This is a genomic window from Sulfoacidibacillus ferrooxidans (assembly GCF_022606465.1).
Taxonomy (GTDB): Bacteria; Bacillota; Bacilli; order Alicyclobacillales; family SLC66; genus Sulfoacidibacillus; species Sulfoacidibacillus ferrooxidans.
The window spans coordinates 1-6,801 of record NZ_JALBUF010000036.1; the positions used below are offsets into that span (position 1 = coordinate 1).

The 6,801-nt window shown below is 45.3% G+C and carries 10 protein-coding genes; all 10 read left to right on the forward strand.

Going from position 1 to position 6,801, the window contains the following annotated elements; genetic code table 11:
• The coding region (locus MM817_RS15920; protein WP_241716959.1) for a hypothetical protein at positions 1 to 512 on the forward strand (512 nt) is incomplete at its 5' end.
• A gap of 75 nt (positions 513 to 587) precedes the next feature.
• A complete protein-coding gene (locus MM817_RS15925) occupies positions 588 to 1,274 on the forward strand; it encodes a hypothetical protein (protein ID WP_241716961.1) in 687 nt (228 codons plus the stop codon).
• A gap of 261 nt (positions 1,275 to 1,535) precedes the next feature.
• Positions 1,536 to 2,435, forward strand: coding sequence for an Rpn family recombination-promoting nuclease/putative transposase (locus MM817_RS15930; protein ID WP_241716963.1), 900 nt, complete (start codon positions 1,536 to 1,538; stop codon positions 2,433 to 2,435).
• Between the two features lie 306 nt (positions 2,436 to 2,741).
• A complete protein-coding gene (locus MM817_RS15935; protein ID WP_241716964.1) occupies positions 2,742 to 3,212 on the forward strand; it encodes a GNAT family N-acetyltransferase in 471 nt (156 codons plus the stop codon).
• Positions 3,213 to 3,481: 269 nt separating this feature from the next.
• Positions 3,482 to 3,976: a methyltransferase family protein gene (locus tag MM817_RS15940; protein WP_241716966.1), complete on the forward strand. Its 495-nt coding sequence runs from the start codon at positions 3,482 to 3,484 to the stop codon at positions 3,974 to 3,976.
• A 103-nt stretch (positions 3,977 to 4,079) separates the two neighbouring features.
• Positions 4,080 to 4,295: a hypothetical protein gene (locus MM817_RS15945; protein WP_241716968.1), complete on the forward strand. Its 216-nt coding sequence runs from the start codon at positions 4,080 to 4,082 to the stop codon at positions 4,293 to 4,295.
• Positions 4,296 to 4,305: 10 nt separating this feature from the next.
• Complete coding sequence (locus MM817_RS15950; protein ID WP_241716970.1) at positions 4,306 to 4,806, forward strand: GNAT family N-acetyltransferase; 501 nt, start codon at positions 4,306 to 4,308, stop codon at positions 4,804 to 4,806.
• Between the two features lie 249 nt (positions 4,807 to 5,055).
• The gene (locus MM817_RS15955; protein WP_241716972.1) at positions 5,056 to 6,054 is read left to right on the forward strand and encodes a hypothetical protein; all 999 of its coding nucleotides are present in this window, start codon (positions 5,056 to 5,058) and stop codon (positions 6,052 to 6,054) included.
• Between the two features lie 353 nt (positions 6,055 to 6,407).
• Entirely contained in the window at positions 6,408 to 6,575 is a 168-nt protein-coding gene (locus MM817_RS15960; RefSeq protein WP_241716974.1) for a hypothetical protein, read from the forward strand.
• Positions 6,572 to 6,685, forward strand: a complete 114-nt coding sequence (locus MM817_RS17620; RefSeq protein ID WP_419723430.1) for a transposase — start codon at positions 6,572 to 6,574, stop codon at positions 6,683 to 6,685. Before MM817_RS15960 ends, MM817_RS17620 begins: the two co-directional genes overlap by 4 nt.
• The last annotated feature ends 116 nt before the right edge of the window (positions 6,686 to 6,801 follow it).

The window sequence follows — 6,801 nt, forward strand, 5'->3', positions numbered from 1 at the left end:
TGTTAGAAGGTCGATTGGATCGATCGGAAATGCGTACGTACATGCCTGCGGATCGGCTAAGTGTGCAGACCACAGCCCTTGCAGCACATCTTGAGAACGTGGCCGACTTGTCGGATAAATGGTCAAGCCTGGCTGACAAAGACGTGCCAAAAGGTGTACTGACCTTAGAAGGCGATGCGTTCAAACAAGAAATGAAAGCAGCCATGACACGCTTGGCCAATGAAACACGCCGGTTAACGGGTGTTCCGTTGGTGGATGCCATGGTGGATGCTGTAACAGAGGAAAACATGGACGGTGTGATCGGTAACGATGCTACACAGGTCGATGTGTTCTCTGTACCAGAACAGGAAGAAACACTAGATGTCGTCGCGTTTGTTGCGCCACGCGTTGTTGACGATTCCTCGCCTCAATTCAAAACGGCGGGTGATCTACGAGCAACGATGGGCATGACAAAAAAGGCAGGCAAAGTGAAACAAGCTGTCGGCGATGATCAATTCATGTTCGACTTTTAATGCTCATATCGAACCCGACACAGCGGGCAAAATCAAGTCTCCCGCTGTGTACGGGAGACGTATGGAGAGATTTTCATGAAAACATTCAGCGGTCGCTACATCATGGACAAAAACGGTGTGCAAGAGTCGTACCCGAAGGCATGGACGCTACAAGACGTGCAACGTGCGCTATCATGCGGCGATATTGGGATGATCCAGATCCAATCGAACAGCGGATACACAATCGATGGGCATGCTTGTTCGGCATCTGGACTAAGTATCGGTGGCGGCTTAGGCTTTCCCGTTGAAGTCAATGGACAGATCGAGGTAGCTACTCATTTTAGGCGGTATTTGTTGCCTTGGATCGAAGATGCTAACGACGACACGCTTGAGCGCGTCCTTGTGCAGATCGATCCAGAAGCGATAGACTTTGTGTCGATTGTCCATGAAGAGGATGCACAACCACAAAAGCAGTTTATTGCTGTTTTTTCAGACGGTGGCATCATCACAACGATCAAAATGGGTACAGATCTGCGCGAATTGATTCTGTACATGCAAACGCAATGCGATGATCGATTTGATCCTGAGACAGACGACGCACGTATTTTCGACTCGTTAGAGAACGAAGTATACGTATTGCCTAGTCCTGGAGCGCTCGAAACAGAAAACCTAGGCGTGTACTATTGCTCGAACTGCCAACAAGCAGAACGGGTCCACGTGGTACAACGCGTGTTTTGCACTTCGTGTGGAACACGCATGGAACGATTGGACACGCTTGGTTAAGTATCCGAGGTAAAAGAGAGGTGAAATTCCTCGTCGTATCACAACCACAACGTCTCATGACGAACCTCATGTCGGCAATAAGTGTTTTCATGTTTCTACACACGCTGTTGCATCACCGCACATTTTTTGACGCACATAAAGGCTTTATGCGGTCTGAAGCGGCGATGGATCACGTGTTGGAAGTATCGTTGTAACCAGTCAAAGCCCTCTTCTCAAGGGGGCTTTGACTGGTTATACTCAACATAAGAAGGAGACCAACCAATGCCTATCTATCACAATGAACCTATTGATCTCATGGTTGACTACGCGTTCAAACAATTGTTTGGACAAGCGAGAAATAAGGACCTATTGATGTCCTTTCTCAATGCGTTGCTTACAAACAGCCTAGCTTCACCGATCATCTCTGTGCAATTTGGTAACACAGAGCAGGCACAAGAATATCGAGAAGATAAGCTCTCTCGCATGGATGTGTTCGTAGAAACGGATCAACAAGAGCGCATCAACATTGAAATGCAAGTGGCGCATGACTACGGTATGGCGAAACGCACCTTGTATTACTGGGCGGAACTGTATCGTGGGCAAGTGGTATCAGGCGCTTCCTATCAAGAATTGCATCGAGTGATCACGATTAACCTGATTGACTTTGTGCAATTCCCATCGACGGACAGGTATCATACGAGTTATCATGTGGTTGAGGATCAAACGCATGAACGGTTGTCAGATGCATTAGAAGTTCACTTTGTTGAAATGCCAAAGCTACGCAAAACGATCACCGATTTAGAAAAAGCTGTACAGGATCCACTGGAAAAATGGTTACTCCTCTTGGAATCCGGCAAAAATAAAACGATACACCATGTATTGGAGGTGGCGGCGATGAATGATGTGGAATTAAAAAAAGCGTTAGATGAAGTAGAAGAAATCGGACGCAACCCAGAGAATTGGGCACTCTACATCTCACGCAAAAAAGCCATTCTTGATGAGGTGAGTCGAGAAGCGTCTTATCGTGAACGTATTGAAAAAGCTCATGAACAAGGCATGGAAAAAGCCCGAATCGAACTAATTCAGCTCATGTTATCAAAGAAACTTTCACCTGAAGAAATCACAAACCTGACCGATATTCCACTAGAGGATATTAAGAAAATAGCAGAATCGATCCACTAATTAATAGCGGAATTAAACCGTCTACCATTGGGTAGGCGGTTTTTTTAATGAAAGTGCTTATGGGAAAAGGTATATCTTCCAATTGAATAGTGTGGTATATTCAAAAATATCTATGATCAGAAGATCGTATTCTAACCTATAAGTACATCCCATATTGCATAAGTATGCATAGGTTATAGACAGCCGTAATGTCGCTATTGGGCCGTAATATCCCATAGCGTATCTCTTGAAAATTCATGTAACAACCCAATAGATATCCTCATGGAACGGAAGGTGCGAGGTGAACTCAGCATGGTGAACGGCGGATTGCCAGTTAGACTCCGTGATTTGATATTACCTGATGACGTGGAGATTGCAATTCCTTGGTATACAGATGCCGAAGTTCTTTATTTTTCGGAAGGTCCCAATGTAGCGCCATTCGATTACAATCGAATTGAGAAAATGTATAAATGGCTGTCGCAAAGAGGACAAGTCTACATTATTGAGGTATTTGACGGCGGCTGGGTTCCAGTTGGAGACGTTACTCTGTGTGAAGAGTTAATACCGATAGTGGTCGGTGACAATCGGTATCGGCGTCGTGGTGTTGGGAGTCGTGTCATAGAATTACTGATTGAGAAGGCGAAAGGTTTTGGGTGGAGCAAATTGACCGCACATAAAATATTCGCTTATAACACTCCGTCCATTAAGCTGTTCGAGAATCATGGATTTATAAAAACGTCTTCCGAAACCGACGAAGATGGGCACGAGTTCTTTCGTTACGAAAGGAAGCTGAACTGAAAAATAAACTGTGTAGAATTGATGCAGTGCATAAACATGCGCAACGTGGCGCAAATCGATCTTGCGCTCAAGGGCCGAAGTATGCAAGATGTTTCATCGCTAAAAAGCGAACTCGGATGATATAATACGGAGTATTTGTGGCGGTTGTATGTCAAACGGGGCAGGGTGCAGGTATGTTGTGGTTTACCTTTTTTGTTTGGTGGACAATAGTGTTTGTGGTTCTCATTGGAAGCTCTTTGCTCGGGCAGATTAGGGGGCAAAGTTCGCAGATGCATAACCGCCGAACATCGTTTATTTGGATACCATATGGCTTAGTGCTATGGATACTTGTTGATGTCATTCCGCACAGGGTGTGGATTCCGATTACATTCTCCCGGATTTGGCTGGCAGCCCTCGGGGATAGCATTGTGCTAATCGGTATGGCTTGGGTTCTGTGGGCTCGATGGACACTTGGGAGGAACTTCACTCAGGCACCAGTCATCACGGAGACACACCGACTTATAACAACTGGTCCATATCGGGTAACGCGTCACCCTATTTACACTGGAATACTCGCCATGCTTTTTGGTTCAATGCTGTTTTATGGGTTCGGGGCTACAGTAGTAATCCTACTAGCGACGTGGGGAGTCTTCGTGGTTAAACTGAGGGCTGAAGAGCGTTTGCTTATTGAGCGGTACGTTGATAAATATATAGCGTATCAGCAGAATACTCCACAATTGATACCAATTGTTCGACATTTAACTATCAATGAGAAGAATCGGTAAAGTGCCATCGCGCCGTAGGTGCCCAGGTTCCGAGGTAACGGCATAAACAGGTACGCTATGAGAGTTTCGCACGAATGCTTGCTTTGTGGGAGAGCTATCTGGTTTGGTGTGGGTACAGCCTACTCTATCGTTGATTGGACGTGCAACGATAAATCTTAACGGAGTCAACGAACTTGTCCTTTTAGGACAAACGGGTGTACATCTGCAACAACGTATTCGATTGCTGGTGGCATCAATATACAATGATCGGCATTGGACTGTTACTGCGCAATCGAAGCAGAAGTGCGACAAAGTTCAAATCGCCTATATAGCCAAGTGAGGCAAGCCTAATGCAAATTCGTAAAATCAGTGAGGACGATTCGGAAAATTACATCGAACTGTGCAAAAGACTTGATAGGGAAACGAAATTCATGATGTTAGAACCTGATGAGCGTACTGCAAATGTTCAACAGCAGAGGAATGCCATCAATTCATTGTTAGCCGCTGGGAACAGCATGGTCTTTGTCGCGGAGGATGACGGTAATCTCGTAGGTTACTTGGGTGCGTACGGTGGAGAATTTCGAAGGAATAAACACAAGGTTTATATTGTCATTGGTATCTTACAGGAGCACGCAGGCAAAGGAATCGGGACAGCCTTATTCACACATACGGAGAAATGGGCAAGGCAGATTGGGGTCCGTCGTCTTGAATTAACTGTGATGGTGCATAACGAGGCTGGTCTGGCACTCTACAAGAAAGTGGGTTTTACAATAGAGGGGACCGCGAGAAACTCGATGCTCGTGGACGGTAAGTATGTCGATGAGTACTATATGGCGAAAATTCTTTCGTAGTTATCTTGTGGTTTCCCATTTCTTCTTAAACTATTTGGCGTTGATCTTGAAGAAGGATTTGTTTACGTCGATGCATAAATATATATTGCAGAATTTTCTGGGTTACGACGCTATTGGGACGTTATGCGCAATTAGGAAAATAGTCTAACAAGTGCCATGTTCCGATATGTAACTTTTACTTTGATGGCTTCGTCTTATTCTTGAAAGTTGCTGAAGAACAACCAGAATTACAAGGGAGACGAAGTATTTATGAAAAGTAAAGTAGGATGGACATGTGTTATTGTGGCTGGTGCGGTGTCCGCACAGACGTTTATGCCAATTGTGGCACATGCATCAACACTCGTTGAATTATCTCTTACACCCCAGCATGTCGTATCAAATGATCCTTGGTCGGGAAAACCAACAAGTTGGGTTCCGCTATATAATCTGCAAGAAACATTACACAAAGTTGGAGTTCAAACAACGTGGAATGGAAATACATTGGATGTCACTGCAGTACCAAATGGGTGGAGCGAAATTACCCTTAATGAATTAGGTAAAGGAACAACGTCAGCTAATCAAATGCAATTCTCCATGGGCGGTAATCAAAACGCATTTGTAAGAGCACCTAAATTAATTGCAAAGGACCCTGCAAGTGGTGTGAAAACCACCTATGTTCCTGTTTATTACGCCAATTTGTTTCTCGCTAATCAACTTACAATGTTCGCACAGTGGGGCGGGACAACATGGGATTTGTCTCCACAGGATACAGTAGGTCAACGGAGCGGCTCAAAATCGGGAACAGAAGAGGATTATAAAACCCTGAATGTAGTTGAATATTCATCTTCTGAAATTATCAAGTTACAAAATATTGCTCATCAGCAGAGCATCAAGGCATATATACCAAGTAAAATGGGTGGACCGAGTGGTTGGTACGTACCTGGTGCTCCCGCAGGGGCGGATCATGCTGAGACCATTCCATTCGAAGACATGTCCTTCTATGAGGCTTCGTCATGGAATGGTCTCATTCAATCAAGTTACTTCACATCGACAAAGAGTAAATTAACGATCGATCGAGGCGGCAGCTACACGTTGAGTGGCGGACAACAGGGGCAGTGGTACACGCTTAAGTATAGCGACGGAGCCAGAGAAGATTTATTTGTCCTGCGTGAAGGGAACACATGGGTTGGTATCGTACCAAACGCGGCAAAATCCACAATACCCGAACTCGTCCAAGCGGTGGCAGAAACCTTGCAGCCAATGTCTTAGCTTTCATCACATTACAAAGCCCAATCAATCGCTGAACACCAGCCAGTGGTAGGGTTGGTTTGGCTTTGCTTATGAGATTAACGGGCGCTGATCTTGAAGAAGGATTTGCTTACGCCGATGCATAAATATATATTGCGGAATTTTCTGGGTTCCTACGCTATCGGGCCGTTTAGTGACAGAACGCCTCTAGGAGGCTGTCCTAGTAATCAAGGATTTGGGGATGTTCATGTTGAATAGATAGGGAGCGACAACAAGTGTGTTAGGAGTGGTTACCTGCTATGAAGAAGACTTTTTGTTCGTACAACCAGAGTCAGTAATTTCTGCTGCCACCGTCGATCGAGGAGTGGGTGCCAGTGAACCATCTGGCCCATTTCGTGAATGACACAGTAGATCAGATAGATCTATCGCCGATTTTCGCCGTGTACGAGCGGGAGTCTCGCGGTTATCCACCCTATCACCCGGCCATGCCACCGGGGTCTACTCTTCACGCAAGTTGGCAAGAGCGTGTGAAGATGTTGTGATCTTTCGCTATCTGTCTGCTAATCAGTTCCCCGATTTTCGCACCATCAACACGTTTCGCAAGCGACATCTGGAACGCTTCGAGACGCTGTTCGTGCAGGTTTGCTGTTAGGCTATAGGGGTGGACACAACGAATCGAGAGTGTGAAAATAAGTAAATCGATTCGAGGTGTTCATGGTGACAAAGACAAATAGATACAGCACGGAATTTAAATTGAATACGGTGAAA